The following is a 24,322-nucleotide window of genomic DNA, read 5'->3' as shown; positions in this document are numbered from 1 at the left end:
CGTACAGCCAGTACTGCTCGTCGTTGATCCGGATCGCTTTCTGATCGACCGCAACGCGATCCGGGCTCTCACCGTCAGCTGGCTGTAGATCGGCTTTCTGTACCCAATTGTGAACAGCAACACGACTTCGATCGACACCCAACTCCTCAAGAAGAATAACTGTATTCGAAAGTGATAGTCCAGCGAGATGGTGGCGAATACCCTTTTCAATGATCTCGCGGGGTGTCCGTTCTCGCTCCACAAACCCCAAGTCGATCCACTCGGTAGACTCGGTGAGGCGGGCGGTTTTCGGCATAGGCACTGAATCCTCGTCCCGCCTCATTCTTAACTTAACACCGCGTCTGGCCGTCCGCCTGTTTATAAATGGCTGTTGACGGATCGACGACGAGCACTTCCAAAGTCGCAGCCATCCGTTTATAAACAATCGCTGACGGATCAATGGCGAACACCGCCAAAGCCCCAGCCGCGAGGACTCGCGCGACTCGCTGCGGTCCTCAGTCAGTCGCTGGCGCTCCCTCCTTGCGGTCCTTGCGTCGTCGTGCTTCGCCCTCGCGGCTGCCCCTTTGAGTCCCGCCCGCAACCGCGCCTCACGCCTCCCCAGCCTCGTCAGTCGCCTCCGCTTCGCTCCGGCGACTGACTCCCTCGCGCGGTGCTCCTCGCGGCCGCCGATGGCGGCCGCTCGCAGGCACGCGCCGCCGCACTGCCGCCGCGCCACCGCACCGCGGACCATTTATAAACGATCGTGCGGTCGGTTCCCCGGCGAACGCGTCGGGTACTCGTCCCGTTTATATCGCTCGCGCCCGTGTTGATCGTATGCGAAATGTGGACGCCGCAGGGCTGGGGATCGGCGACGACCACCCGCCCCGGATCATGGGCGTGCTCAACGTCTCCGAGGAGTCACCGTACGACCCGAGCGTGTACGACGACCCGGGCGAGGCGGCTCGGTACGTCGACGAGGAGCTGATCGGCGAGGGCGCCGACATCGTCGACGTGGGCCTCGAATCGGCGAACAAGGACCTCGACGTGCTCTCTGCCGAACAGGAGCTGGACCGGCTCGACACCGCCGTCGAGACGCTCGAATCGACTTCTGGCGACGCCGTCTGGTCGATCGAGACGCGCTATCACGAGGTCGCCGACGAGGCGCTCTCGCGCGGCTTCGACATGGTCAACGATATCTGCGGCTTCGCCGACCCCGAGATGCCCCGCGTCTGCCGTGAACACGACGTGGCGGTCTCGAAGATGGCCTCGCCGCCGGACCTCGAGCGACCGGGCGCCATCGAGGACGTCGACGACATCTACGAGGCCCTGTCGATGAACGGGTTTACCGACAAGACCATCCTCGACCCCGCGTTCGGCGGCTGGTCGGCGGCGAAGACCCACGAAGACGACCGCGAGACGTTCCACCGGCTGCGGGAGTTCCGCGGGTACGGCCGCCCCCTGCTCGTCTCGATCAACCGCAAGAGCTTCCTCAGGACCATCGCGGGTCGGAGCACCGAGGAGGCGCTCCCCGTCTCGCTCGCCGCCACGTCGATGGCGGTCGAGCGCGGCGCCCACGTGATCCGCACCCACGACGTGGCCGAGACCCGGGACGCCGCCTTGATCGGCGCCGAGTTCGCGCGCGACCGCCACCGCCCCGGCGACTCCGGCGCCGTCGCGGCCGAGGAGCTCGACGTGACGACGGTCCGCGAGGCCGAGCGCCATCTCAACCGGATCGGCGCGCCCGAGGCGCCCGAGGGGACCGACGGCGGGCGCGCCGCCGCCGGAAACGCGGTCGTCCGCACCTACGAGCTCTCCGGGCTCGACGACCCCGCAGTCGGCGCGTTACGCGCCGCGACCGTCGGCGGCGACGCGGTCGGCGCGACCTTCGCGCTCGGCGACCCGGACCGCGCCGGGGCGCAGACGGCTCCCTCGGCGACCGACGGCGGTACCGGCGACACCGGGGGCGAGGCGCCGCTCGGCGACGGCGACGCGAGCGACCGCCGCGGACTCCTGATCGGGACGCCCGCCGCGATCAATTCGGTGAGAGAGGCGGTATCCGGCGTTTCGGAGCCGCTCGACGCTGCGATCGCGGAAATCGACCGATACGTGAGTTAAGAGAAAGTTTATGCCCTCGTGTAGACAACCGATCGACCGGACGCCGGAGGGGCACGCGGGTAGGGGTACTCTGTGCCACTCCGGTCCATACCATAATTCGCCCGAACAGCGGCGGCGCCGTTCGGCGACTCGCGTGACGTCCGTTCCGAGCGTGATCTCCCCGTGAACTTCCCGGCCTTCGAACCGGTCTACGAGGCGATCCTCACCGACTTCGGGTTCGACCGCGCGGCCGACGAGCGCGCCCGCGACGTCGCCGCCGACCTCGCCACGCCGTTCCCGCTCGACCGCCTCGGCGACTGGGAGGGCCGGACCGTCGCCGTCGCGGGCGCGGCGCCCTGCCTCGCCGACGAGGTCGCGCTCGCCCGCGACGCCGACGTCGTCGTCGCGGCCTCGACTGCCGTCGACGTCCTCGCCGACCGCGGCGTCGCCGTCGACTGTATGGTGACCGACCTCGACAAGAACCCGGAGACTGCGGCGGCGCTGACCCGCGACGGCGTCCCCGTCGCCGCCCACGCCCACGGCGACAACGTCCCGGCGGTCCGCGAGTGGCTCCCGCGCTTCGCCGACGAGTGGACGCTTGCGACGACGCAGGCGGCCCCGGTCGGCCCGGTCCGGAACACCGGCGGGTTCACCGACGGCGACCGCGCCGCGTTCCTCGCCGACCACGTCGGGGCCGGCGACCTCGTCTTCCCGGGCTGGGAGTTCGACGACCCCGACGTCGACCCGATGAAGGCGCGGAAGCTCGACTGGGCCGCGCGGCTGCTGCGCTGGCTCGAACGCCGGCGCGACGAGGAGTTCGAGATTCTGGACGGACGCCGCGAGGCGGCGGACGCTGCCCTGAGCGAGATTTTCGGGGAAACGTCTGAATCGGGCTCCGCCGACGGTTAGCGGCTCTCGATTTTTCGCTCGACCCGAGGCTCCGGGAACAGCTCGCTCTCGTCGCGGTCGCCGATCCACTCCGCCAGCTGGACGAGCTGGTCCGCGGCGGCCTCGAACAAGCGCTCGCTCTTCTCCGGGGTCACGTCGGTCGGGTCGCCGAACGCGCCGTTCGCGGAGTTGTCGACCGCGTCGTAGAAGGTGCGAGCCCCGTGGACCATCGTGTCGGCGTCGTCGAGGTCGACGAGTCCGCCGTCGCGGGCGTCTTCGAGCCGGTCCTCGCGGACGAGGTCGGGCGCGAGGTGGGTGATCATCGCAGTTTCCTTGGGGCCCGCGTGGGGGCCGTTGCGCTCGAAGAGGTCGTCGACTAACTCCGGGATCGACTCGTCCCACATCCACTCGACGGCGTAGGCGACCTCGTCCTCGTGGAGCCGGCGGCCGACCTCGCGGAGGTGCTGGACGTTACCGCCGTGGGCGTTGACGAACACCACGCGGTCGATGCCGTGGTACGCGAGGTTCCGCGCGAACGACTCGACGTAGTCGCGGAACTCGGGCGGGTCAACCCACATCGTCCCCGGGAACTGTCGGTGGTGTGGGCTGACGCCGACGGTGATCGTCGGCGTCCGGAACGCATCGGAGCGCTCGGCGGCCGCCGTCGCGAGTCCCTCCGCGATCAGGTGGTCGGTCGCGAGCGGGAGGTGCGGGCCGTGCTGTTCGGTCGAGCCGAGCGGGACGAGCGCGACGGATCCGGGGGACAGCGCGTCGCCCAGCTCCGGCCAAGTGTGGTCCGCGATGTACATACCTCCGCCTCGCGCGCGACACGTATCAACCCCGTCGTCGCGGTCCGGTTCGCCGGCATCGGACGCGCCGGACCTCGCCGCCGTCGAGCGCCGATCCGCGTCGCCGTCGAGCGCGCGGACCTCGCCGCAGTCGAGGCGCGAGCCCCCGCGGAGCCCCGGCCGCTCGCCCTGTGTCGACACCCTTTTTGTGTCGTCCGGCCGAAGCGCTGACCATGTTCGGAGGCGGCGGCATGAACCCGCGAAAGATGAAACAGATGATGAAACAGATGGGGATCGACGTCGAGGAGCTCGACGCCGAGCGGGTCGTCATCGAGACGGCCGACGGCGACGACCTCGTCTTCGACGGCGCCCAGGTCACCAAGATGGACGCCCAAGGCCAGGAGACCTACCAGATCGTCGGCTCCCCCGACGAGGTGGCCGACGCGGGCGCGGGTGGCGCGACCGCGGTCGAGGGCGGCGACGCGGACGACCCGGCGCTCGACGACGCGGACGACGGCGACGAGGGCATCCCCGAGGAGGACGTGAAACTGGTCGCCCAGCAGGCCGGCGTCTCGAAGGAGGCCGCCCGCGAAGCCTTAGAGGCGGCCAACGGCGAGCCCGCGCGAGCGATCTCGGACCTGCAGTGACGGACGCCGCGTACCTGCTCGTCCACGAGGACCGCGAGTACCTGCTTGAGCCCGGCGAGGAGTTCGGGACCGACCTCGGCGTGCTCGAGGTCCCCGAAGACGTCGCGGCCGGCGACGAGGTCGAGACCCACCTCGGCACCGTCTTCGAGGTCCGCGCGCTCCGCGGCCCCGACCTGTTCAACCACCTCGAACGCACCGGCGCCCCGATGATGCCGCGCGACGTGGGGCTCGTGCTGGGTCACACCGGCGCGTCCGGCGGCGACCGCGTCCTCGACGCCGGCACCGGCACGGGCATCCTCGCCGCGTACCTCGGCCGGGCCGGCGCCGACGTGACGACGTACGAGGTCGACGCCGAGTTCGCCGATGTCGCTCGCGAGAACATGACGACCGCGGGCGTCGCCGACCGCGTCGAGGTCCGCACCGGCGACCTCACCGACGAGCTGGACGCGCTCGCCGAGGGCGAGCCGTTCGACGTCCTCACGCTCGACACCGGCGACGCCCCGGCGGTCGTCGAGCGCGCGGACGACCTGCTCGCGCCCGGCGGCCGCCTCGCCGTCTACTCCCCGTTCGTCGAGGGGACGCGCGAGGCGGCGCTCGCGGCCCGCGAGGCCGGATTCAGCGAGGTCGAGACCCTCGAAACGATCCAGCGCGAGATGGACTTCTCCGACCGCGGCTCCCGCCCCTCCACCGCGGGCGTGGGCCACACTGGGTACCTCGTGTTCGGGCGAGCGCCCTGAGTTCGGCGCCCCGACGCTTTCCTCTCCTCGCGGCCTCCGCCCGGACCGGCGCAACGTTCTTTCTGGTCGCGGCTGTCAGCGATCGGTGTGACCGCGGACGATGCCGGCACCGAGAACGTCTCCGACGCCGCCAGCGGTGGCTCCGAAGTCGCCGACGTCCTCCCCCGACCCGACGACCCGCTCGCCGACGCGGTCGAGGCCGCGCTGACGGGCCGATCCGCGGTCGTCGCGGTCGGCGTGCCGATCCGGCTGTTGCCGTCCGTGCTCGCCGCGCGCGAGCGCTCGTCGGGCCCGCCGTGGCAGATCGCCTGTCGCCCGGGCGTCGTCGACGCGCTCTCCCGCGCGCTCGTCCTCGGCACCGCGGTCGCAGAGGCGGTCGAGAACGGCGAGCTACGGATCCGGATCGGCGAGCCGCTCGGCCACGGGACGGGCGGGACGGTGTTCGCGAGCCCCGACCGCGTCGACGCCGTCGTCGGACCCCGGGGGGACCGGACGCTCGCGACGACGGCGGCCAGTACAGACGCGGAGGCGGTCGACACCGATGCGGAGGCGGTCAACGGCGCCCGCGCGACGGTCGAGTCGCGGTTCGACGCGGCGTCGTCGGAGACCGTCGGGATGCCCTCGCGGACTCGACTGCTCGCCGCCGCGCGCGAGGTCCTCGACGACCGGTTCGCGGACGACTTAGCGACCGTGCTGGCGTCGCTCGATTCCGGCGAGTTCGGACGCACGACCGAGGTGACAGACCGGACGCTGCTCGTCGCGCTCGGGGCGCGACACGACCTCCTCTTCCGGGACCTGCGGAGGTGGGTCGGGACCGACGGCGTCGGGATCGCCCCGGCACAGGAGTTCACCGGCGACCGACAGGCGCTCGTCGACCGGGGGCTGATCGAGTCGATCAAGGTGCCGATGGGGCCGGGGCGGCCGATGCTCCGCCTCCGCGCGGTCGACGACGCGCTGTTGCGCGCCCGGGCCGAGGAGGTACCGAGCGTGCTCCAAGGCCGGTTCGCGCTGCCGACCGACGCGGACGGGCGGGTCCGAGACGACGCGAGCCGTGGGGGACGGCGGCCCGTGTGGGAGCGTCGCCGCTGGTGACTCCCCGGACTCGATTCGCCTCCGGGGTCCCCGGATCGGCCCGTCAGTCCCACGTGACAAGAACTAACTCGCGGCGGCGCCCCCACACGGATATGACGACGTTCTCCGACAGGGTCGAGCGGATCTCGATAAGCGGGATCCGCGAGGTGTTCGAGGCGGCCGGCGACGACGCGATCAACCTCGGACTGGGCCAGCCCGACTTCCCGACGCCGGACCACGCCCGGCGGGCGGCGGTCAACGCCATCGAGTCCGGGAAGGCGGACGCGTACACCGAGAACAAGGGCACGCTCGGGCTCCGGGAGGCCATCGCCGAGAAACACCGCGCCGACCAGGGGATCGACCTCGACCCCGGGAACGTCATCGCGACCGCGGGCGGCAGCGAGGCGCTCCACGTCGCCCTCGAGGCCCACGTCGACGCCGGCGACGAGGTGTTGATCCCCGATCCGGGGTTCGTCTCCTACGACGCGCTGACGAAGCTGACGGGCGGCGAGTCGGTCCCCGTGCCGCTCCGCGACGACCTCACCATCGACCCGGCCGCCATCGAAGCGGCGATCACCGAGGACACGGCCGCGTTCGTCGTGAACTCGCCCGGGAACCCCACGGGCGCCGTCTCCACCGAGGAAGACGTGCGCGAGTTCGCCCGGATCGCCGACGAGCACGACGTGCTCTGCGTATCCGACGAGGTGTACGAGTACACCGTCTTCGACGGCGAACACCGCTCCCCGATCGAGTTCGCGGAGACGGACAACGTCGTGGTCGTCAACTCCGCCTCGAAGCTGTTCTCGATGACGGGCTGGCGGCTCGGCTGGGTGTACGGCGCCGCAGAGCGCGTCGAGCGCATGCTGCGCGTCCACCAATACGCGCAGGCGTGCGCCTCGGCGCCGGCCCAGTACGCCGCCGAGGCCGCGCTCCGGGGCGACCGGGACGTGGTCGACGAGATGACCGCCTCCTTCGAGCGCCGGCGGGACATCCTCCTCGACGGCTTCGACGACATCGGCATCGACTGCCCGACGCCGCAGGGGGCGTTCTACGCGATGCCGCGCGTCCCGGACGGCTTCGTCGACGAGTGTATCGACCGCGGCGTGGTCGTCGTCCCCGGCGAGGCGTTCGGCGAGAACGGGGCGGGCCACGCGCGCATCTCGTACGCGACCGACGAGGACGAACTTCGCGAGGCGCTCGACGTGATGGCGGAGGCGTACGAGGCGGTCCGCTGAGGCGGCCGGGAGACGCGCAGCCCGGTCAGCCCTCCTCTCCGTCCAAAATACGGAGGTAGCGCTCGTAGTACTCGTCGCCGTACCGGATCATCTCCTCCTCGGTCTCGCGGGCGGCGGCGTCTTTGCGAACGTTGCCGTCGACGTAGTGACGCGCGTCGATCGCACGGAGCAGTTCGACGTAGGCGTCCGAGTACGGGTGCGCCTCGCTGTACTCCTCCATGCCCGCCTGCTCGACGATCCGCGTCGCCTCCGCGGAGAGGTCGTCCGACCCGACCCTGGCGCCGACGAACGTCGCCCGGAGGATCGCCTCCATCCGCTCGGGGGACTCGGCGACCGCCTCCGCGGTCGGCCGGTACACGGCCTCGTGAAAGCGCTCCCGTTCGATTTCCACCCGATACGTGCTATCCCGGTAGGCGACGCGATCGGGGCCGTCGGCGGCGAGCAGCGCGCTCTCCGCGCGAGCGGTCTCGTCGCGGTAGGCGTAGCCGCCGCGCTGGACCAGTCCGACCGGGTACCCGCCGACGTTGCCGCGGGCCCGCGCGGCGAGGTGCGCGATCCGGACCGCGCGCCGGTCGGCGTCGGGGAGATCGCCGTCTTCGCCGCCGTCGACCGTGGAATCGTCGTCGCCTCCGGAGCCCTCTCCGTCGACCTCGAAGAGACGGAGGACCGGATACGTCTCGGCGACCTCGTCGACGACGACGGAGCCGAGCCGGTGGTAGGTGCCGTCCCGCAGGACGTACTCCGGATCGTCGGGGGCCGCGAAGAACGGTTTGCGGCCTTGCGTCGTGTGTGATTCGCCCGCCAGCGCGGCGTCGAGCGCCGCCTCGTCCCACTCCGTCGGCGGGTCGTTCCGGTCGCGCACGTACCGATCGCGCAGCGATCCGTCGATCCGCGAGAGCGAGAGCCTGAGCTGCGGTCCGCTGCCGTCGTCCGTGTCGCCGTCCTCGTCGGTCCCAAGACAGCCGGCGGCGGCGCCGATACCGCCCGCGAGCGCGCCGGCGAGGAGGCGACGGCGAGAGGGCGCGAGTTCGTCCATACCGACAGTTCGGACAGTCGACTGAAAGGTATTGCCGAAACGTAAACGACCACTTGTGCCACGGCGCCGTCGACCGTGACGGGCCCGTCGAACCCGATTTAAATTACCGTTGGTAATTCAATGTCGGCGGAGAGTTTCCGCAAGTTATACTGTCGCCCGCGGAGTAGCCGCCGCTAATGGATCGGAACATACAGGTCAGCCGCCTCGACCGACAGGCGGTCGAGGACCAGGAGGTCGAGATCGTCGAGCGAAAGGGGATCGGCCACCCCGACTCGATCTGCGACGGCGTCGCTGAGTCCGTCTCACGGGCGCTCTCGCAGCTCTACCTCGATCGCGTTGGCAAGGTGCTCCACTACAACACGGACGAGACGCAGCTGGTCGCCGGCCGCGCGGCTCCCGCGTTCGGCGGCGGCGAGGTCGTCGAGCCCATCTACATCCTCATCGTCGGCCGCGCCACGAAGGAGTACGACGGCGAGCAGCTCCCCGTCGACTCGACCGCGCTGGCGGCCGCCCGCGAGTACCTCTCCGAGGCGATCCCGGAGCTGGAGTACGGCACCGACGTCGTCGTCGACGCCAGGCTCGGCGAGGGGTCGGGAGACCTCCAAGACGTCTTCGGCGAGGAGACGCAGGAGGTTCCGATGGCCAACGACACCTCCTTCGGCGTCGGCCACGCGCCGCTCACCGAGACGGAGACGATCGTCCGCGAGGCCGAGCACGCGCTCAACACGACCTACCACGACGACCACCCCGAGCTCGGCCCCGACGTGAAGATCATGGGGAAACGCGAGGGCGACCGGATCGACATCACCGTCGCCGCCGCGATGGTCGACGCGTACGTCGACGGCCTCGACGAGTACGACGACGCGGTCGCGTCCGTCCGCGAGTACGTCGACGACCTCGCCCGCGAGTACACCGACCGTGAGGTCAACGTCGACGTCAACACCGCCGACGACTACGACGAGGGCTCCGTCTACCTCACCGTCACCGGCACCTCCGCCGAGCAGGGCGACGACGGCTCGGTCGGGCGCGGCAACCGCGCGAACGGCCTCATCACGCCCAACCGCCCGATGTCGATGGAGGCGACCTCCGGGAAGAACCCCGTTAACCACATCGGGAAGATCTACAACCTGCTCTCCACTCGCGTCGCCGAGTCCGTCACCGATGAGGTCGACGGCATCCGCGACCTCCAGGTCCGCCTGCTCTCACAGATCGGTCGCCCGATCGACGAGCCGCACGTCGCCGACGCGCAGATCGTCACCGAAGACGGCGTCGCGCTGAACGACATCGAGGCGGACGTGCTCGACATCGTCGACCGCGAGCTGGCGGACGTGACGGACGTCACTCGCAGCGTCATCGAGGGCGACGTCTCGACGTTCTGACCGCGGACACGGTCGGACCGGAAACCCGGTCCAAGCGGCGTCGACCCAGGGTTTCTACTGTCGACGCGACGTACCGAACAGCATGGCAGACGCCTCGACAGCCATCGATCTCAAGGCAGATCTGACCGACGACGTGGCCCTCGTCACGGGCGCGACGCGGGGGATCGGCGCCGAGATCGCCGCGGAACTCGCCGACTTGGGAGCGACCGTCTACGCCGGTGCGCGCGACCCCGACGACGTCACCGCGTCCGACCAGCACGCGGTCCGGTTGGACGTGACCGAGGACGAGGAGATACGGTCCGCGGTCGACCGGATCGAGCGCGAACAGGGCTCGCTCGACGTTCTCGTCAACAACGCGGGCGTGTTTCCGCGGTCGGGACCCCTCCACGAGATGGACCCTGCGGACTTCGACCGCACGATGGCCGTGAACCTCCGCGGGCCGGTCGCCTTGACCAAGCACGCGCTGCCGCCCCTCTTGGACGGGACCGGGGGTCGCGTCGTGACGCTCTCGTCGGGGCTCGGCCAATTCACCGACGGACAGATGGACGGCGGCTACCCGGCCTACCGGCTCTCGAAGGTCGGCGTCGGCGGGCTGACGGCGTACCTCGACGGCGAGTACGGCGATCAGGGACTCATCGCCAACGCCGTTTCCCCCGGCTGGGTGCGGACGGACATGGGCGGCGACGAGGCCCCTCGGACGCCTTCCAAGGGCGCCGAGACGCCGGTCTGGCTCGCTCGGTTCGCGCCGGGGAGCCCCGCGGGGCACCTCTGGAAGGACCGCGAGCGGATCTCTTGGTAGCGTCACCGACCGCAACCGATTTTACCGCGCCCCGCGACCGCCGACGTGTGACGCGGGTGTGTCTCCTCGGCGACCCCGACGTGGAGCTCTCCTACGAGCTGCTCTCCCGCGAGACGGCTCGCGACGCGCTCGCTACCTATCGGATCGAAGAGCCGTTCGAGAACAGCGTCGCCGTCGACACCGTGAGCCTCGGCGCCGCCGTCTCGCTTCTGAACGACCTCGACTGGTACCTCGTCCGCTTCGTCGAGGAGGCGCTCGTGTTGGAGCCCTCGGTCGCGACCGACGAGTGGCTCTCCCGCGACCTCGCCCGCGAGGTCCGCGACGGCGACGTGCCCCCGGAGGAGACCGACCAGCGGCTGAAGATGTTCGGGCTCGTCGACGGGCGGCCGGTCGAACCGCTGTTCGTCCGGCGGCGACAGGGCGAGACGCCCGAGTACGACCTCCGCGACGTCGACGAAACCGTGATCGTCCGCGTGAGCGAGTCGGAGTTCTCGGGCTGAGAGGGGAGAAAAGCTCGGGCGGAGCGGAGGAGGGGAGCCCTCGGCTCGAGCGGTTAGCCCTGGTAACCGGCCATCTCCATCACGGAGGCGAACTGCTCCGTGTCCGTGACGCTCTCGTAGACCATCCCGCCGATCATGCCGCCGGGGTAGCTCTCGCCGTTCATCGCGTGGTTCACCTTGTGACAGTGGAGCGCGTAGACGCCGGGGTCGGCGTCGGCGGTGAACTCGATCGTCTTGCGCTCGGCCGGCGCGATGGGAATCACGTCCTCGCGGTGGCGAGCGGCCTCGGGGATGACGCCGCCGTCCTTCTCGACGACGGTGAAGCCGTGGTTGTGGGTGTGCATCGCGTGCGACTCGTAGCCGGCGTTGACGTAGTGGATCCGCACCTCGTCGCCTTCCTCAACGATCAGGGGAGAGCCCTCCTCGGGGTGGAACGTGTACGGCGCGCACCGCCCGTTGACCGTGAACACGTCGGGGTTGCGGTCGCGCTGGCCGAACTCGACGTCGGCGCCGGCCATCGAGGCCGACAGCCGGCTGTCCCAGTCTCCGATCGTCATGAACGCCTCCTTGTCGGGGGCCTCGTACCCCTCCGGGTCGACGCGGAGGATTCCGTACATCCCCATATCGAGGTGGTTCTGTGTCTGGTAGTGGCAGTGATAGAAGTGCGTCCCCGGCTGGTTCGCGGTGATCTCGTAGGTGTGCTCCTCGCCGGGAGCGACCTGCTGGCCGGTCGTCGTCGGGACCCCGTCGTCCATCCAGCTCTTCGAGAGCCCGTGGACGTGGAACGTGTGCGGTCGGTTGTGCTCCGTGTTGTCGTAGGTGATCTCCAGGTCCGTGCCCTCGGTCACCCGGAGCAGCGGCCCCGGAACGCTGGGGTCCGTGTCCGGCGTCTCCCACGCCCAGACCTCCGGCAGCTCCCAGGGGCCGCCCTGCGTCTCGTCGCCGAGGAGCCGATGGCGACACGCCCGCGTCGACATCGTGATCGCGCCGTCCGTCTCGTCGAGATCGATCGTCGTCCGCGGCGACGTGAACGGGTGGTCCGTCTCGACCGCCGTCGAGTCGCTCCCGGACCAGTCGTCGACCTGTTCGGCCGCACCGCCGTCACCCGCTCCGTCCCCTACAGCGTTCTCCGCGCCGCTTCCGTCATCTGCCCGCGGGGCACCGCACCCCGCCAATCCGACGCTCCCGAGCGCCGCCGCCCCGGCGAGGAATCCGCGTCTGGACGTCACGTCTCGACCAAATATGTTCGCTTTCTTCATCACGTTCCCGACTCGGAACCGGATTGATTAAAGACGTATTCGGATGTCTCCATCGTGAGAATCCGGCCAAAGACCGAGAGAGTTTTGTCCCTTCGCCGCGCTGAGTCGGCCTTCCCCGCCGTTCAGGCGCCTCCATCTAGCTCCGCGAGGATCCGCGTCCGGACCGGGTCGGTGTCGACCGGCGCCCACGCCTCCACGTCGTAGGTCACGTCGGCGAGCACCTCCAGCCGGTCGGCGTCGCCCTCGTTTATCGCCTCGACCGCCTCCTCGCGTAGTTGGGAGAGAACCGAGTCAGCGAGGGCCTCGCGGTCGACGTCGCGGTCGGGCACGTCGAGAATGTGCGGCAGGTCCTCGGCGCCCTCCGGGAGCGTCGGGAACGCCGCCGGGCCGACCGCGAGGGCGGTCGTCTCCTCCTCGCTCCGGTCCGTCTCACCGTCGCCCGAGAGCGCGTCGTCCGGGGCTGGCACGAGCGCGTACTCTCGAACCGCGAGGTCGATGGCGGCGTCGATCGCGCCCTCGTCGACCTCGGTCCGCTTTTTAAACGCCAGCTCCGAGAGCGCGTGTGACATCTCCCCGCGGGTGAGCCACCCGAACAGGTCGACGACGCCGGCGAGGTCGTCGCGCGCGGCGACGCTCGGGCCGCTTCCGTCCGCCATCTCAGTCCTCCCCTGGGGCCGGCTCCGCCCGTCCGTCGTCCGCCGGCGAGCCGCCGCCGGCGTCGATTTCCCTGTCTGCGCCGCCGTCGCGAACCGAATCGAGGTCCGCCCGCGCGGCCTCCCGGACCTCGTCGGGGTCGACCGGCGCGTTCTCCCACGCCGGGAGCCGCGTGTCCGACCCCGGCTCGCCGAGCGCCTCGGCGTACGTCGCCACCTGCGAGCGCTCGGCGTCGGGGTCGTACGAGAGCCCGTTGAACGCGGCGTCGGCGGCGTACCCGTCTATCAGCTCCTCGGCGGCCTCGCGGTACCGCTCGGCGAGGCCGTCGTATTTGACGTCGACGTCAGCGTCCTCGACCGCGCGCAGCGTCGCCGCGCCGACCGCCCGGCTCATGTCGGCGAGGCCGGTCGGCCCCTCGACGGAGCGGTGGTCGTGCTCGTACCGGCCCAAGTCGACCTGCGCGCTGTCCGCGAAGCCCGCGTGGCCGAACGCCTCGCCGAGCGTCCCGACCTCCAGTCCCCAGCCGCGCTGGACGCGGAGCCGGGAGACGAGGTCGCTCGTCGCCGCGAACTCGCCGGCGAGCGCGTAGCGGAACGCCGAGAGGTACCGGAGGATGTCCGGCTCTCGCCCGGGCGCGGCGTCGCCGAGCGCGCGGACGAGCGGCCGGAAGAACAGCCGGAACAGCCGCCCGTACAGCGAGCCGTCCTCGACGCGGGCGTAGTACCCCTTCGAGAACGCGTACCCCCGCCCCAGCGGGAACAGCAGTCGGTTCACGAACGCCGGCGAGTAGGTCTTCGTGTCGGCGTCGTGGACGACGACGAACTCTTCGTCGAGCGCACGTCCGAGGGCGAGCCACACGTCGCGGCCCTTGCCTCGGTCGCCGTCGAGCCCCCGCGCTTTGAGCAGCGACGCGAGTCGGGGCCCGTCACACCACAGCGTCTCGACGTCGAGGTCGAACCCGTCGAGCCACTCCGCGAACGGGCCGGCACGGTCGGCGGACGCGCGCAGCGGCACGATCACTCGGGCCGGGTCGACCGTCTCCAGCGTCGAGAGCACGCGCTCGGCCGCGAGCGTCCCGTACTCGCGCTCGGTCATCGGCACGACGACCGCCGCGCGGTCCGTCGGGGCGTCGGGCCGGTGGTCGGTCAACGCGTGAAGCGTCGTCACGCGCTCCTGAACGTACTCCATTTACCGATCACACGGGAGCGACGACCAAAACAGGTGCGGTACCGCCGACCCGTGCCGGTCCCGGCCGGTCGCGCTCCGCCCGCGCCGCCTCAGGCCGCCCGCGTCGCGCCAGCCGCGCCGCCGGGGACGCGCCCGAGGCGGTACAGGGCCGCGTACGCGGCGACCAGGACCGACAGGCCGCCTGCGAGCGCGAGGAAGACGGCGTCGTACCCCGCGCCCGCCTCGATGGCCTCGCCGACGACCCACGAGCCCGCCGCCTGCGTGGACATCATCCCCGCCGAGAACATCGCGTACGCCGACGCGCGCGACTCGTCGGGCAGCGACGCGAGCAGGTACGTGTCGCCGGCCGGGAACAGCATGTGGATGGCGAAGCCGACGACGACGCTCGCGGCGATCACCGCCGCCAGCCCCTCGGCGGCGACGACGAGGACGACCCCGCCGATGAACGCCGTGACGATGCCGAGCAGGTACGGCACGTGGGGGAGCCGGTCCGCGAGGTCGCCCGAGACGAGGAATGCGGGGACGCCGGCGGCGAAGATCACCGTCAGGAGGTTCCGCGCGGTCGCCCGCGCCAGCCCCTTGTCGATCATGTACAGCTCGTAGAAGTTGAACAGTCCCTGCCAGACGAAGCTCGTGAGCCCCATCAGCACGACGCCGGCGAAGATTAGCTTCCACTCGCCGCGGGCGGCCCCGAGGAAGTCGGTGTCTCCCGCGCCGGCGTCGGGGAGCTCGGTCCGCCTCGCGAGCGCGACGAACAGGAGCGTGCTGGCCGCCGCGGCGAGCGCCAGCGCGTAGAAGGCGTACCGCCAGTCGTACCACAGCGCGACGGTGACGGCGGGCGCGGCGATGACGGCGGAGAGCTGGCTCGCCATTCCGTGGACGCCCATCACACGACCGACGCGCTGCGGGAACAGCTCCGCGATGAAAGGGTTCGCGGCGACGAAGTAGACGCCGGAGGCTAAGCCGACCGCGAACGCGGCGACCATCAGCGCGAGGACGCCCGGCGCGAGCGCGACGCCCAGCGCGCCGGCGGTCAGCATCGCGCCGGAGACGAGGATCACCCGCTGCCGCGTGAAGCGCGTGAGCGCCCACCCTGCGGGGAGCCGCGGGGCGGCCGATCCGAGCCACGCGAGCGTGACGATGAGCCCGGCGGTCCCCTCGCGGATCCCGAACGCGTCGATGAACTCGCCCACGAGCGGGGCGAACACGACGCGCGCGAAGTTGACGAGGAAGACCAGCGCGCAGAGCGATCCGAACAGCCGGGTCCGTGACACGGCGGCGGTTCGCCGCGCCCGGACACAAGCGTTGCGAAAGCGGGCTGACGCCGCGCTCGCGGGACCGATAGGTGCCGGCTGCGGCCGTATCGTGGTCGCTACCGCCTGTTTGGGGCTCTCGCGTCTGACCAGCGTCGTACGGGGTTTTTATCCGCCCCGACCCCGAACCACGAGGTATGAAATCCACGCGTAAGGGGCTCCGCGACGGCGACCTGATAAAGGACACCTACGAACGGCTCAACTGCGCCAACTGCGACCAGGTGTTAAAAAAGGAGAACGACCCCGACGAGGTGTTCTCGGTCCGTATCTGCCCGGAGTGCGGCGCGCGGTTCAAGGAGCTTCGCTGACCGCCGGGTCGCCGTTCGGTCTGTCGCCGCACCGCGCTACCCGTTTCCGCTCGCCGCTCGTCGCCCGGATTTCCTCCCTCGCGCACTCCGCTTTCTTTCGTCGCGCGTCGCAGCTCAAGGGTCGAATGAGCCCGCGACCGACCCTGTCACCGTCCGCGCCTCGGCCGCAACCGTCTCTATCCACCGGTACCCGGTGTACGCGTCGACCGCCGAGCGCGCGCTCCGCTCGTCCGCCGCGAGCGCCTCGTCCGGCTCTGCGAAGGACGGGAGGAACCGCGTCGCCAGCCACCGGTCCAGCGGGTTCTCGCTCCCCGCGAGCGTCGTCGCCGCTCCGATCGCCGCGTCGCGCGCGGCGCCGACCGCGTCGGGACCGTCGGGGAACATCGCCTCGCCGTTCTCGATCCGCGACGCGACGGCGTCCAGCCCGCGAAATCGGACGCGGGCGAGGAGGGTCTGCGTGAGCGCGGTCGCCGGGTGGTCCGGCTCGTAGTCGTCGACCGGAACGGGGTCGAACCGGAGATCCTCGAACGTCCGGTAGAGGGCCGTCGAGAGCAGCGAGACGCTCGGCGCGTCCCGTGGGACGGACCGGTCGTCGAGGAACGCCTCGGTCCCCGGATTCGACCGGAGTCGGTCGGCCTCCTCTCCGTGGAGCGCCCGGAGCCGATCGCCGATCTCGGCGCCCACCCGCTTCGCCTCGCGACGGAGCGGCTCGGCGACCGACACCGGGTCGTCGATCGAGGCCCGGTACCGGTCGCGGAGGTACCGTCCCGCCTCGACGTACGACTGGACGCGCTCGACGTCCCCGACCGCATCGCCGGTCCGAAGCGGGTTTGCTTGGTCCGCAGGCCTCGCGTTCCCGCCGACCAGCGTCCGCCGCAGCGACTCGTCGTACCAGCGCTCTATCGGGCCGTAGACCGCAGCGCCGGCCGCCGGGTCTGCCGCTGGGCCCGGTAACTCCTCCAACGTCTCGGACGCGCGCTGCCGAACCGTCCCGATGTCTGCGGCCACCGCCGTCGGCTCGCCCTCGACGGTCACGGCCGCCCACGTGCCGACGGCGGTCGCGGCGTGGCCGCGCGCGGTCGCGTACCGCTCCGCGATCCGGAGCGGCGGGAGCGACGCCGCCGAGGACGGGAGCGCGTCGCGGGCCGCCGCCCGCTCCGTCTCGATCTGCTCCCGTATCTCGCCGTTCGGGAGGGTCGCCGCGGTCAGCGGCTCGGGAATCGGGGAGAGCAATCGGTCGACGCGGTCGGCGAACACGCTCTCGACCGCGGGCGCGACGTCGACGGGGACGAGCCGCGGCGGGTCGGGGAATGGCTCGTCGAACTCGCGCGAGACGCGCTCGACGTCGAGCGACGGGGGGTCGTTCCAGAACCGCGGTTCGCGCCCCGCGCCGGAGCAGCCGGCGAGCGAGCCGAGCGCGACCGCGCCAGCGGCGGCGAGCGCGTCGCGTCGGGTGAGGCGCCGCGTCACGAACCGTCACCTCTCTCGTCGTCGGTCCCGCCGAGCGCCGTCTCGTTCCCCGGCACCGTCGCGTTCCCCTCGATCACCGCGTACTCGGTGTCCGTTTGCCGACACGGAGTGCGTCCGCTGGACCCGGACCCGGTGATCCGGTCGTCGAGCGCGACCGGGAGCCGGAACAGCAGCGCGAGCGCGACCCGCGTGTCCGTCTCGCACGCCTCGTCGGGCGGCCTGAGTTCGCGGCAGTACTCGTACTCGACGCGACCGGGCTGCCACGACACCGAGTGGATCACGAGCCGCTCACACGACTCGACGCCCGCGGGCGAGACGTACACGGTCTCCGCGTCGTAGTCCGTCTCGTCGAGGAACGATCGGACCCGCTCGCGGTCCGCGTCGGAGACGCCCTCGGCGACCAACAGCTCGGCCGCTCGGTCCGCGCTCGTGACGAGTTCGCGACCGATCCGGACCGGTTCGTCCTCGTCGTTCGCTTCGCTCCCGTCGAGGAGGACGCTCTCGCCGTCGGGATTCCGCGGCTTCACCACGGTCGGGTCCGAGTCGGTGCCGGACGCCTGCTGCTGGGCGGACTCCGCCTCCGGGTCACTCCCGCCGGAACAGCCGGCGAGCGGGCCGACCACGCCGAGGGCCGCGCTACCGAGGAGGGCTCGTCGCGTGGGGGACATGCGACCGGCTTGGACCGGTTGCGACAAACGCTTTGCGGCGTCGGGACGGCGGAGCCGGCTCCTCGGGGTCGATTCCGCGGCCCTCGCGGCGGCCGTCGCCCGCGGTCACTCGAAGACGGCGTCGAACGCCGACGCGCCGAGCGGGTCGAAGGTGCCGGCCGCGACGTTCTCGCGCACGTGGTCGGGGTCGGTCGTCCCGACGAGCGACGAGGTGACGCCGGGGGCGCTCCGCGCGAAGTTGAGCGCGCGCTGGGCGGGCGTCTCGCCCGCGAGCGTCGCGTCGACGTCGGCGGGGATCGCGCCCTCCGCGGCGAGGTCCCCCTGCCCGACGCTCGCGCTCGTCACCACCGAGAGGCCGGCCTCGTGGGCGAATTCGAGCGTCGAGACGGGGCCGTCGTCGGCGGCGCCGGGCGGCGTGGATTGGTTCCGCCGCGTGAACGCGTCCGCCATCGCGACGTTGAAGGGGAGCTGGATCGCCGCGAACCCGTGGTCGTCGTCGGGCCCGACCGCCTCGCCGGCGGCCTCGGCCCGCGAGAGGACCTCGGCGAGCGAGAGGTAGTCGTCGGCCTCGGTCGGGACGCGGAACGCGCTCCACGTCGCGACGCCGTACGCTCCCACGTCGCCGGCGGCCCGCCGGCGTTCGAGGGCCTCGAAGGCGGCTTCGATCCGATCGTACACGTCCGCTCGCGACCGGACGGCGAGCTGCGTCTCGGGATTGTGGACGTAGAAGCAGTCGATCGAGTCGAGGTCGAGCCGGTCGAGCGAGCGGTCCAGCGACCACTCCAAGTACGCCGGCGTGATGGCGTGCGCGCCGTTCGCGAGGTCGTCGGGGTCGACGATCCCCGGCTCGACGAAGCGCTCGCGAACGTACGCGCTCGGGTCGTCCGGGCGCTCGCCGTCGAACGGGAGGAAGCCGCCCTTCGTCGCGACGACCACGGACTCGCGGTCGACGGGGGCGTCACGGAGCGCCTCGCCGACGACGCGCTCGGCGCGACCGCAACGGTAGTTGGCCGCGGTGTCGACGTGGTTCATCCCCGACCGGAGCGCCAGTTCGATCGACTCGCGGGCCGCCTCGTCGACCGCGGGCGTCGGCGCACCGAGGTACGTCCCGATCCCGACGCTGGAGACGACGCCCGGCCCGAAACGACGGAAGTAGGTGCGCCCGAAGGCGTCGCCGAACCGGTTCCGGTACCCCCAGAGGGCCTCGCGAGTCGCCATGTGGTCGAGGTAGTTGGCTCGCGGGTAAAAGTCGCGCGGGAGGCCGGGTCGCAGCTGACGGGGGTGACCCTGTTGTGGCCGCGGTCAGTCGGTCACGCGGAAGGTCCGCGTCGTGTCCCTGTCGCCGCGGACGACGTCGACCTCGATGAGCCCCAGCGAGGTGAAGATCTCGCCCCAGTCCCGGTAGTACAGCGGCGTCTCGTCGTCGACGTAGTTCACGTCCGGATCGCCCGACGCCGACTCGCGCGCCGGATCCTCGATCTCGGCCGTGACGAGCACGTCGTCGGTGATCCGTGCGATCTCCGCGAAGGCCGACTCGACGTCGGGATGGAGGTGCTGGAGCGTCTCCACCGAGTACACCGCGTCGAACGCGCCGTCGTCGAACTCCCCGACGAGGTCCTCTATCGCGCCGCAGTGAAACGTCCCATCGGCGGCGAGTTCGGGGTACGTCTCCCGCATCGTCTCGAACGCCTCGGCGTTGATGTCGATCCCCGAGAGGTCCTCAAAGCCGTTGGCCGCGAGGTGTTCGAGGTGCCGGCCGGAGCCGCACCCTAGTTCGAGGACGGCCGCGTCGCGGTCGAGGTGCGCGTCGAGCGCCTCGCGGATCAGCGCGCTCGTCTCGTTCGGCCCGTAGTGGGCGTAGTACGCCGGTGAGTATTCGCCCGCCCGGTTCGTCCACGACTCTCGGACGGAATGTGGTTCCACGTGCGCCAACGCGGACAGAGAGGGAAAACGTCGTCGGACGGCCCCGCTGCCGAACCGCGCCGAACCGCGCAGAACCGGACAACCGCGTGACGCGTCGCGTTTCGGCGACACGAGTACACTTACCTGTCCGTCTCTCACATGGGTGTCTATGGCAAGCAAGGAGTACGACTACGTCGTGGTCGGCGCCGGCTCCGCGGGCTGCGTCCTCGCGAATCGACTCACCGCGGACCCGGACGCGAGCGTGCTGCTCCTCGAGGCGGGCACGCCCGACGACGACCGGAACGTCCGGATCCCGGCGGCGTTCCCGGAGCTGTTCAAGGGGGACGCCGACTGGGAGTACTACACCGAGCCGCAGGACGGCTGCGCCGGCCGGGAGCTCTACTGGCCGCGCGGCAAGACGCTCGGGGGATGCTCGTCCACTAACGCGATGATCTACATCCGGGGCCATCGGTGGGACTACGACCGCTGGGCCGAGCTGGGGAACGACGGCTGGGGGTACGACTCGATGCTGGAGTACTTCAAGCGCGCCGAGACGTTCGAGCCGTCGACGTCGTCGTATCACGGGGACGCGGGGCCGCTCAACGTCACCGACCAGTCGTCGCCGCGGCCGGCCTCCGAGGCGTTCGTCAGCGCGGCCGCGCGGGCGGGGTACGACCGCAACGACGACTTCAACGGGGCGAAACAGGAGGGCGTCGGGCTCTACCACGTCACGCAGAAGGACGGGAAGCGCCACAGCGCGGCCGACGCGTACCTCAAGCCCGCGCTCGATCGCCCGAATCTCACCGCCGAGACCGGCGCGCAGGTGACCGAGGTTCGCGTCAAGGGTGGTCGCGCGACCGGCGTCGAGTACGAGCAAGACGGCGAGACCCACTCCGTCGACGCGACCGAGGAGGTGATCTTGAGCGCCGGTGCGGTCAACTCCCCGCAGCTCCTCATGCTCTCTGGGATCGGCGACCCCGATCACCTCGCCGACCACGGCATCGACGTCGAAGCCGCCTCGCCCGGCGTCGGTCGGAACCTTCAGGACCACCTGTTCGCGTTTACCGTCTACGAGGCCGACGACGGCGTCAGCACGCTGGACGACGCCGGGAGCCTGAAGGACCTCTTCAACTGGTTCGTCCGCAAGCGCGGGAAGCTCACCTCCAACGTCGGCGAAGCTGGCGGCTTCGTTCGCACCGACGAGGACGAGCCCCGACCGGACCTGCAGTTCCACTTCGCTCCCTCCTACTTCATGGAACACGGCCTCGCGAACCCTGAGGATGGCCGGGGCCTGTCGATCGGCGCGACGCAGCTTCGACCGGAGAGCCGCGGCCGGATCAGGCTCAACTCGGCCGACCCGTTCGAGGCGCCCGCCATCGACCCGAACTACCTCGACGAGCGCGCCGACCTCGACACGCTCGTCGAGGGGGTCAAGCGCGCCCGCGAGATCGCCCGGCAGGACCCCCTCTCGGAGTTCCTCGGGCGCGAGGAGTGGCCCGGCGAGGACGTCGAGACCGACGAGGAGATCGCCCGACACGTCCGCGAGGAGTGTCACACCGTCTACCACCCGGTCGGGACGTGTAAGATGGGCGACGACGAGGCGGCGGTCGTGGACGACGAGCTCCGGGTCCACGGCGTCGAGGGGCTCCGCGTCGTCGACGCGAGCGTGATGCCGACGCTCGTCGGCGGGAACACGAACGCACCGACGATCGCCGTCGCCGAGCGGGCGGCGGACCTGATCCGCGACGAGCGGCCGACGGCCGCCGAGGGGCCGGTCTCGGCCGCCGGCGACTGACTGGGGACCGGCCTCGGCCGCCGGCGACTGACCGGGGGCACTCCTTCGGACGCGGGCGACACGTCGACCGCGCCCCGCCGTCAGACGCCCGCACGACGCAACGACTATACGGACTCCGGGAGTCACGTGTGATAATGGCCTCGCTCACCGACCACCTGACGGACCTCGTCGCGGACGTCGACGCCGCGCTGCTGTTCTCTCCGACGAGCTCCTTCTACGAGCGATTCGCGGACGATGAGGTCGAGGTCGTCGTCGTCGCGCCCGACAACGACGTCGACGCGGAGACGTTCGTCGAGCTCCCCCTCCCGTTCGACAACGTCAAAGACCGGATTCGGTTCGGCATTGAGGGCGCGATAGACGAGGATCTCCTCGCCGAGGGTGACGAGGTCGCGTGCGTCGCCTCGGTGTTCGACGGCGGCTCGGACGCGCTCGTCCGCGTCACCGTCGACGAGGGGATCCACACCGGTATCTTCGATCTGTTCGCCAACTCCCGGGCGGAGCCGAGCGTCATCCGCGACGTGTTTGAGGTCGCGATAGAACTCGGCAAAAAGGGGCAGAAGGGGAAGCCCGTCGGCGCCTTGTTTGTCGTCGGCGACGCGGGGAAGGTGATGAACAAGTCGCGGCCGCTGTCGTACAACCCCTTCGAGAAGAGCCACGTCCACGTCGGCGACCCGATCGTGAACGTAATGTTAAAGGAGTTTTCGCGGCTCGACGGCGCCTTCGTCGTCTCCGACTCCGGGAAGATCGTCTCCGCGTACCGCTACCTCGAACCCGCCGCCGAGGGAGTCGACATCCCGAAGGGACTCGGCGCGCGCCACATGTCCGGCGCGGCGATCACCCGCGACACGAACTCGACCGCCATCGTCCTCTCTGAGTCCGACGGACTCGTCCGGGCGTTCAAGGCCGGCGAACTCGTCTTGGAGATCGATCCGGAGGAGTACTGACCCATGTCCGCGGCCCAGATCACCGTTCCAGAGTTCCTCGCGAACGTCCCCTATCGGATCTGGCTGGCGCTGGGCGTCCTCCTTTTCGGGCTCCTCTTAGCGTACCTCACCGGCGTGATCAACCGCCGCCTGCTCCGTCGCGCCGGGGTGCCGGAGGTGATCGAGGGGACCGCCTTCGAGCGGACGGCCCGCGAGTTCGACACCTCGACGGTGCGGATACTGGCCCGGCTCTCGAGCTACTTCATCCTCGCCGTCACCGTCATCGTCGCGCTCACCGTCGCGGACGTGAACTACCTCGAGCAGTTCTGGTCCGGGGTCGCGGCGTTCCTCCCGCGGCTGTTCGTCGCCGTGGTCGTGTTCATCGTCGGGATCGTCGTCGGTGACAAGGCCGAACTGCTCGTCGCCGAGCGCCTCCGGGGGATCAAGCTCCCGGAGCTCGGCGTGCTCCCGACGCTCGTGAAGTACAGCGTCGTCTACGTCGCGGCGCTCATCGCCCTCGGACAGGTGGGCGTCCAGACGCTCGCGCTCATCGTGCTGCTCGCGGCGTACGCGTTCGCGCTCGTGTTATTCGCCGCGCTCGCGACGAAGGACCTCGTCGCCTCGGCCGCGGCCGGCGTCTTCCTCCTCCTCCGGCAGCCGTACGGCATCGGCGACGAGGTGCGCGTCGCCGGCGAGCGCGGTATCGTCCAGGAGGTCGACCTCTTCGTCACCCACATCGAGACGGACGGCGAGGAGCACGTCGTCCCGAACCACGCGGTGTTCCGCGAGGGGATCGTGCTGATCCGCGGGTAGGGCCGCCGCCTCGGCCGCCTCGAAACGCAACTGTAACCCCGTCACCCATTCCCACGCTATGAAAGTCGTGGTCCCCGTATAACTCGACGCGGCGCCAACGTCGAGACATGACCCCCGATACCGCGATCGTCGCCTGCGACGGCTGGGACGGCAGCGAGTGCGAGGGGACGCCCCACTGCCCGCCGCGCTGTCCGCGGTTCGTCGACAAGGAGGGGACGCGCTGGACGATCCGGCCCGCGACCGACGCGGACGAGCCGTTCCTCGCCGAGATGTACGAGCGGTTCGACCGGACCGACCGCGCGCAGGGGCTCCCGCCCGTGAGCCGGCGACGGCGCGTCGAGTGGATCCGCTCGATGCTGACCGAGGGGAACAACGTCGTCGCGGAGCGGGACGGCGAGCTGTTCGGCCACGCGATGTACACGCCGACCGACGCCGCGACCCCCGAACTCGCCGTGTTCGTCCACCCCGACGCGCAGGACCGCGGCGTCGGGACGGAGCTATGCCGGCACGTCATCGCCAACGCCGCGGCCGCTGGCCGCGACGGGATCGAGCTCCACGTTGAGACCGGGAACCGCGTCGCTCGGAACGTCTACCGGACGGTGGGCTTCGAGGTCGTCGAGCGCCGCGGTGACCTCCGGATGCGCCTCGACCTCGAGGACCCGATCGCGACCGAGGTCCGCTGGCCGCCGTTCGTCCGCGAGGGGCCCGCAGAGCCCGCGGTCGACCTCTCGCCGGGCGAAGGCGGGGCGGGGCGGTCGCCCGCGGACGACTGAGGCAGCGGGCAGCCGACCGAGGCGGCGGGAAACCGACTGAGGCGGACCGACGCCGTGGATCTCCCGCTCACGCGCCCACCGCCACCGCAACCGTTAGGCCCCG

Annotated in this window: 24 protein-coding genes and 1 pseudogene; 14 read left to right on the top strand and 11 right to left on the bottom strand. The window is 70.8% G+C overall.

The window, feature by feature from the left end; translation table 11 throughout:
* Window positions 1-295: pseudogene (locus F3H13_RS15440) on the bottom strand (IS6 family transposase); the annotation flags it as partial.
* Between the two features lie 518 nt (window positions 296-813).
* On the opposite strand from F3H13_RS15440, the gene folP reads away from it, so the two are divergent.
* Window positions 814-2,094 (top strand): dihydropteroate synthase, encoded by a 1,281-nt coding sequence (folP, locus tag F3H13_RS15435; RefSeq protein WP_188128089.1) that lies wholly within the window; start codon window positions 814-816, stop codon window positions 2,092-2,094.
* Window positions 2,095-2,256: 162 nt separating this feature from the next.
* Window positions 2,257-2,982, top strand: a complete 726-nt coding sequence (locus tag F3H13_RS15430; protein ID WP_149799893.1) for a 6-hydroxymethylpterin diphosphokinase MptE-like protein — start codon at window positions 2,257-2,259, stop codon at window positions 2,980-2,982.
* On the opposite strand, the gene F3H13_RS15425 is transcribed toward F3H13_RS15430, so the two are convergent.
* Window positions 2,979-3,770: a creatininase family protein gene (locus tag F3H13_RS15425; RefSeq protein ID WP_149799892.1), complete on the bottom strand. Its 792-nt coding sequence runs from the start codon at window positions 3,768-3,770 to the stop codon at window positions 2,979-2,981. The two genes, F3H13_RS15430 and F3H13_RS15425, sit on opposite strands and share 4 nt — an antisense overlap.
* 212 nt (window positions 3,771-3,982) lie before the next feature.
* Here F3H13_RS15425 and F3H13_RS15420 point away from each other — a divergent pair, with 212 nt between their 5' ends.
* The 4 genes from F3H13_RS15420 (at window position 3,983) to F3H13_RS15405 (ending at window position 7,439) form a co-directional block, all read left to right on the top strand.
* Window positions 3,983-4,396, top strand: coding sequence for a nascent polypeptide-associated complex protein (locus F3H13_RS15420; protein ID WP_149799891.1), 414 nt, complete (start codon window positions 3,983-3,985; stop codon window positions 4,394-4,396).
* Window positions 4,393-5,133: a methyltransferase domain-containing protein gene (locus F3H13_RS15415; protein ID WP_149799890.1), complete on the top strand. Its 741-nt coding sequence runs from the start codon at window positions 4,393-4,395 to the stop codon at window positions 5,131-5,133. The genes F3H13_RS15420 and F3H13_RS15415 overlap by 4 nt, the downstream gene beginning before the upstream one ends.
* Window positions 5,134-5,220: 87 nt before the next feature.
* The gene (locus F3H13_RS15410) at window positions 5,221-6,225 is read left to right on the top strand and encodes a transcriptional regulator TbsP domain-containing protein (protein WP_149799888.1); all 1,005 of its coding nucleotides are present in this window, start codon (window positions 5,221-5,223) and stop codon (window positions 6,223-6,225) included.
* A gap of 92 nt (window positions 6,226-6,317) precedes the next feature.
* Window positions 6,318-7,439, top strand: coding sequence for a pyridoxal phosphate-dependent aminotransferase (locus F3H13_RS15405; RefSeq protein WP_149799886.1), 1,122 nt, complete (start codon window positions 6,318-6,320; stop codon window positions 7,437-7,439).
* A gap of 25 nt (window positions 7,440-7,464) precedes the next feature.
* Here F3H13_RS15405 and F3H13_RS15400 read toward each other — a convergent pair whose 3' ends face one another.
* Window positions 7,465-8,475, bottom strand: coding sequence for a hypothetical protein (locus F3H13_RS15400; protein WP_149799884.1), 1,011 nt, complete (start codon window positions 8,473-8,475; stop codon window positions 7,465-7,467).
* A 176-nt stretch (window positions 8,476-8,651) separates the two neighbouring features.
* Between F3H13_RS15400 and F3H13_RS15395 the strand changes: the two genes are divergently transcribed.
* From F3H13_RS15395 to F3H13_RS15385, 3 genes are all read left to right on the top strand, one after another.
* Entirely contained in the window at window positions 8,652-9,854 is a 1,203-nt protein-coding gene (locus F3H13_RS15395) for a methionine adenosyltransferase (RefSeq protein ID WP_149799882.1), read from the top strand.
* A gap of 82 nt (window positions 9,855-9,936) precedes the next feature.
* Window positions 9,937-10,653: an SDR family NAD(P)-dependent oxidoreductase gene (locus F3H13_RS15390; protein ID WP_149799881.1), complete on the top strand. Its 717-nt coding sequence runs from the start codon at window positions 9,937-9,939 to the stop codon at window positions 10,651-10,653.
* Between the two features lie 47 nt (window positions 10,654-10,700).
* The gene (locus F3H13_RS15385; protein WP_149799879.1) at window positions 10,701-11,153 is read left to right on the top strand and encodes a DUF5804 family protein; all 453 of its coding nucleotides are present in this window, start codon (window positions 10,701-10,703) and stop codon (window positions 11,151-11,153) included.
* Between the two features lie 53 nt (window positions 11,154-11,206).
* Here F3H13_RS15385 and F3H13_RS15380 read toward each other — a convergent pair whose 3' ends face one another.
* From F3H13_RS15380 to F3H13_RS15365, 4 genes are all read right to left on the bottom strand, one after another.
* Window positions 11,207-12,412, bottom strand: a complete 1,206-nt coding sequence (locus tag F3H13_RS15380; RefSeq protein WP_149799877.1) for a multicopper oxidase domain-containing protein — start codon at window positions 12,410-12,412, stop codon at window positions 11,207-11,209.
* A gap of 122 nt (window positions 12,413-12,534) precedes the next feature.
* A complete protein-coding gene (locus F3H13_RS15375; RefSeq protein ID WP_149799875.1) occupies window positions 12,535-13,068 on the bottom strand; it encodes a DUF7109 family protein in 534 nt (177 codons plus the stop codon).
* A gap of 1 nt (window position 13,069) precedes the next feature.
* Window positions 13,070-14,254: a glycosyltransferase family protein gene (locus F3H13_RS15370; RefSeq protein WP_149799874.1), complete on the bottom strand. Its 1,185-nt coding sequence runs from the start codon at window positions 14,252-14,254 to the stop codon at window positions 13,070-13,072.
* A gap of 89 nt (window positions 14,255-14,343) precedes the next feature.
* Complete coding sequence (locus tag F3H13_RS15365) at window positions 14,344-15,528, bottom strand: MFS transporter (protein WP_149799873.1); 1,185 nt, start codon at window positions 15,526-15,528, stop codon at window positions 14,344-14,346.
* A 176-nt stretch (window positions 15,529-15,704) separates the two neighbouring features.
* Between F3H13_RS15365 and F3H13_RS16320 the strand changes: the two genes are divergently transcribed.
* Window positions 15,705-15,875, top strand: a complete 171-nt coding sequence (locus tag F3H13_RS16320; protein WP_188128088.1) for an HVO_0758 family zinc finger protein — start codon at window positions 15,705-15,707, stop codon at window positions 15,873-15,875.
* 114 nt (window positions 15,876-15,989) lie between these two features.
* Here the strand turns inward: F3H13_RS16320 and F3H13_RS15360 are convergent, their stop codons facing one another.
* From F3H13_RS15360 to F3H13_RS15345, 4 genes are all read right to left on the bottom strand, one after another.
* Window positions 15,990-17,345 carry a hypothetical protein gene (locus F3H13_RS15360; protein WP_149799872.1) on the bottom strand — a complete coding sequence of 452 codons (1,356 nt, stop codon included), beginning with the start codon at window positions 17,343-17,345 and terminating at the stop codon, window positions 15,990-15,992.
* Window positions 17,342-18,013: a hypothetical protein gene (locus F3H13_RS15355; protein ID WP_149799871.1), complete on the bottom strand. Its 672-nt coding sequence runs from the start codon at window positions 18,011-18,013 to the stop codon at window positions 17,342-17,344. Before F3H13_RS15355 ends, F3H13_RS15360 begins: the two co-directional genes overlap by 4 nt.
* Window positions 18,014-18,118: 105 nt before the next feature.
* Window positions 18,119-19,231, bottom strand: a complete 1,113-nt coding sequence (locus F3H13_RS15350) for an aldo/keto reductase (protein WP_149799870.1) — start codon at window positions 19,229-19,231, stop codon at window positions 18,119-18,121.
* Between the two features lie 84 nt (window positions 19,232-19,315).
* Complete coding sequence (locus F3H13_RS15345) at window positions 19,316-19,936, bottom strand: class I SAM-dependent methyltransferase (protein ID WP_149799869.1); 621 nt, start codon at window positions 19,934-19,936, stop codon at window positions 19,316-19,318.
* Window positions 19,937-20,084: 148 nt separating this feature from the next.
* Here F3H13_RS15345 and F3H13_RS15340 point away from each other — a divergent pair, with 148 nt between their 5' ends.
* The 4 genes from F3H13_RS15340 to F3H13_RS15325 all read left to right on the top strand — a co-directional run bounded on the left by F3H13_RS15340 (window position 20,085) and on the right by F3H13_RS15325 (window position 24,219).
* Window positions 20,085-21,710 carry a GMC family oxidoreductase gene (locus F3H13_RS15340; RefSeq protein ID WP_149799868.1) on the top strand — a complete coding sequence of 542 codons (1,626 nt, stop codon included), beginning with the start codon at window positions 20,085-20,087 and terminating at the stop codon, window positions 21,708-21,710.
* 134 nt (window positions 21,711-21,844) lie between these two features.
* Window positions 21,845-22,654: a diadenylate cyclase DacZ gene (gene dacZ, locus F3H13_RS15335; RefSeq protein ID WP_149799867.1), complete on the top strand. Its 810-nt coding sequence runs from the start codon at window positions 21,845-21,847 to the stop codon at window positions 22,652-22,654.
* A 3-nt stretch (window positions 22,655-22,657) separates the two neighbouring features.
* A complete protein-coding gene (locus F3H13_RS15330; protein ID WP_149799866.1) occupies window positions 22,658-23,446 on the top strand; it encodes a mechanosensitive ion channel family protein in 789 nt (262 codons plus the stop codon).
* Window positions 23,447-23,553: 107 nt separating this feature from the next.
* A complete protein-coding gene (locus F3H13_RS15325) occupies window positions 23,554-24,219 on the top strand; it encodes a GNAT family N-acetyltransferase (RefSeq protein WP_149799865.1) in 666 nt (221 codons plus the stop codon).
* Window positions 24,220-24,322 lie beyond the last annotated feature (103 nt).

Origin of the sequence: Halorubrum xinjiangense, assembly GCF_900102375.1 — an archaeon.
GTDB classification, from domain to species: Archaea; Halobacteriota; Halobacteria; order Halobacteriales; family Haloferacaceae; genus Halorubrum; species Halorubrum xinjiangense.
The sequence above is the reverse complement of the archived record's forward strand: the minus strand, read 5'-3'. Positions and strand labels throughout refer to the sequence as shown.